The organism is Pseudomonas sp. SWRI51 (assembly GCF_014268825.1).
Lineage (GTDB): Bacteria > Pseudomonadota > Gammaproteobacteria > Pseudomonadales > Pseudomonadaceae > Aquipseudomonas > Aquipseudomonas farsensis.
This window is the reverse complement of the sequence record NZ_JABWRG010000168.1, coordinates 1-2,766: the sequence shown is the minus strand read 5'-3', so window position 1 is coordinate 2,766 and position 2,766 is coordinate 1. Positions and strand designations below refer to the sequence as shown.

General features: G+C 62.0%; 3 protein-coding genes. 2 read left to right on the top strand and 1 reads right to left on the bottom strand.

The window, feature by feature from the left end; genetic code table 11:
• Positions 1-180: 180 nt before the first annotated feature.
• The gene (locus HU720_RS23825; protein ID WP_186523603.1) at positions 181-1,806 is read right to left on the bottom strand and encodes a methyl-accepting chemotaxis protein; all 1,626 of its coding nucleotides are present in this window, start codon (positions 1,804-1,806) and stop codon (positions 181-183) included.
• Positions 1,807-2,082: 276 nt separating this feature from the next.
• On the opposite strand from HU720_RS23825, the gene HU720_RS23820 reads away from it, so the two are divergent.
• Positions 2,083-2,313: a hypothetical protein gene (locus HU720_RS23820; RefSeq protein WP_186523602.1), complete on the top strand. Its 231-nt coding sequence runs from the start codon at positions 2,083-2,085 to the stop codon at positions 2,311-2,313.
• A complete protein-coding gene (locus tag HU720_RS23815; RefSeq protein WP_186523601.1) occupies positions 2,310-2,612 on the top strand; it encodes a cell division protein ZapA in 303 nt (100 codons plus the stop codon). The genes HU720_RS23820 and HU720_RS23815 overlap by 4 nt, the downstream gene beginning before the upstream one ends.
• The last annotated feature ends 154 nt before the right edge of the window (positions 2,613-2,766 follow it).

Here is a 2,766-nt window from a genome sequence, read left to right as displayed (position 1 = left end):
TGCTTCGCAGCCCTTTCGCGACACAAGGCCGCTCCTACACAATCAAAAGCGACTTGCCCGAAACCATAGAATCTCCCCCAGGGACCGCGTCCAACCACACTATCGAGGCCTGATCTGGATCCCTGTAGGAGCTGGCGATAGCCTGCGAAAGGGCCGCAGAGCAGCCCCGCTTTTTAGCGATCAGGTACGAAAACGCGCCACCAGCCCGTTCAAATCCACCGCCAGACGCGACAGCTCGGCACTCGCCGCGCTGGTCTGATGCGCGCCGGTGGCGCTCTGCACCGACAGGTCGTTGATGTTCACCAGGTTGCGGTCCACTTCACGGGCGACCTGCGCCTGCTCCTCGGCAGCACTGGCGATCACCAGGTTACGCTCGTTGATCTGCGCCACCGCTGCGGCGATGGTGTCCAGCGCCAGGCCTGCGCCCTTGGCGATATTCAGCGTCGACTCGGCGCGCTCGGTGCTGGTGCGCATCGAGTCCACCGCCTGGCCTGTACCGCTCTGGATGCTGCCAATCATCCGCTCGATCTCGCTGGTGGACTGCTGGGTGCGGTGCGCCAAGGCCCGTACTTCATCGGCAACCACGGCAAACCCACGGCCAGCTTCACCGGCGCGCGCGGCTTCGATGGCGGCGTTGAGGGCCAGCAGGTTGGTCTGGTCGGCCAAACCGCGAATCACATCGAGCACCTTGCCGATGTCATGCGACTGCTCAGCCAAGTGGGTAATCAGCGTGCCGGTGGCCTGCACGTCGCCGCTCATGCGCTCGATGGCGTTGACGGTTTCCATGACCAGGTCACGGCCGTCGCCGGCCGAACGGCTGGCGTCGCTGGAGGCCTCCGAGGTGCTCACCGCATTGCGTGCCACTTCTTCGACCGCGCTGGTCATTTCGGTCACGGCAGTGGCCGCTTGCTGGATTTCGTTGTTCTGCTGCTGCAGGCCACGGGCGCTTTCGTCGGTGACGCTGTTCAGTTCTTCAGCGGCCGAGGCCAGCTGGTTGGCAGAGCCGGAAATCAGCTGCAAGGTGTCGCGCAGCTTGTCCTGCATCTTGGCCATGGCCTGCAACAGGCGGGCGGCCTCGTCGGTGCCCTCTGGGTGCAGGTTGTGGGTCAGGTCGCCTTCGGCGATCTGCTCGGCTGCACGCAGCGCCTCATCGATGGGTTTGACGATGCTGCGGGTCAGCAGCCAGGCGAACAGGAACGTCAGCACGGTGGCAGCAACCAACAGCGCGATCACCAGGCTGAAGGCGCTGGAATACTGGCTGGCGGCTTCGGCGTTGGTGGCGCGGGACTGGTCGGTGTTGCACTGCAACAGCGTGTCCATGGCTTTGTTGATCTGCTCGGAGTTGTCCATCAACTCGCGGTTGAGCAGCTCGCGCAGCTCATCGACACGGTCAGCCTGGCTCAAGGTGCGCATACGCGCTTCGAGTTGGCGGTACTGGCCGAGCAGTTTGCTGTATTCATCGAAGGCGGCCTGCTCGTCGCGGGCGGCGATCAGCGGCTCGTAGGTGCGGCGGGCCTTGTCGATCTGCGCGTTGCGCTCATCGAGCAGGCGCATGGTGTCCTGCTGCACGGCAGGCTCGCGGTTGGTCAGCAGGCGGTACGACAGGGTGCGCAGGCGCAGGTTGAGTGCGGTCAGTTCGTTCAGGGTCTTGATGCTGGGGATGTTGACCTGTTCGATGGTCACGCCGGCCTGGCGGATGTTGCCCATCTGGACCAGCGAGAAAATACCCAGGCCGATCATCAGCAGGCCGATGACCGCGAAGCCCAACAACGCGCGCGGGGCGATATTCATGTTGCGTAATGACATGGAAGGCAGTTCCAGATGGGGGAGGAGGCCGCAATCCTTGCGCGCGAGATGAACCTGCCTGCGTATCGGTCGTGACCGGTCAGTCTTGAGCACGGTTTGATGAAATATCTTGGTCAGTGGGCAGGTAAACGGACCAGCGGTTGTGCCGAATCGGAACAAGAAGACCGAACTCAGGTCAATCGCCGCAGGTTAAAACCTTATGAATCCGATATTTAATGGCGGGGGCGCAGGTTTTTCCTTATCGTGTGCGCCCCTTGCAACAACCGAGACAAAGCCATGCTGGAAACATCTCTGAACCAACTCGAGCAACTGGTCACTGACCTGCTGCAAAAAAACGCACAATTGACCGAGCAGAACACCAGCCTCGGCCAGGAACTGGCTCAGGCCAAGGAAGAGAATGAAACCCTGCAGCTGTCGCTGATGGAGCAGGAAGAGAAACACGGTGCCACTGCTGCCCGTATTCAGGCCCTGGTCGAGCGCGCTAGCGCTGGTACCGTCGGCGCATGAAGCTGCACGCACAGCCAGTCAATGTCGTGTCCATTCTGGGCAATGACTATTCGCTGAAGGCGCCCGAAGGCCAGGAAGAAACCCTGGCGCAGGCGGTGCGCATGCTTAATGTCACGCTGGCCGAGACCAAGCGCAGCTACCCGACCCTGATCGGCGACAAGCTGCTGGTGCTGGCGGCGTTGAACCTGTGTTCGAAGCAGATCGAACTGCAGCGCGAGCACGCGCAGACCCTCGAACGTACCCAGGCGCAGATCGACGCCACGGTCGATGCCATCAGCCGGAGCATCGGCGAGCAATAGCTCCAGTGCTGCGCAGGCTTGTTCATGCCTCATCGCAGGCTGTCGCCAGCTCCCACAGAGACCATGTTCAACCGCAACATTGCTGGTTGGACCCAATCCTGTGGGAAATGATAGAGAGTTGTGGCGAGCGGGCTTGTCCCGCGTTGGGCTGCGC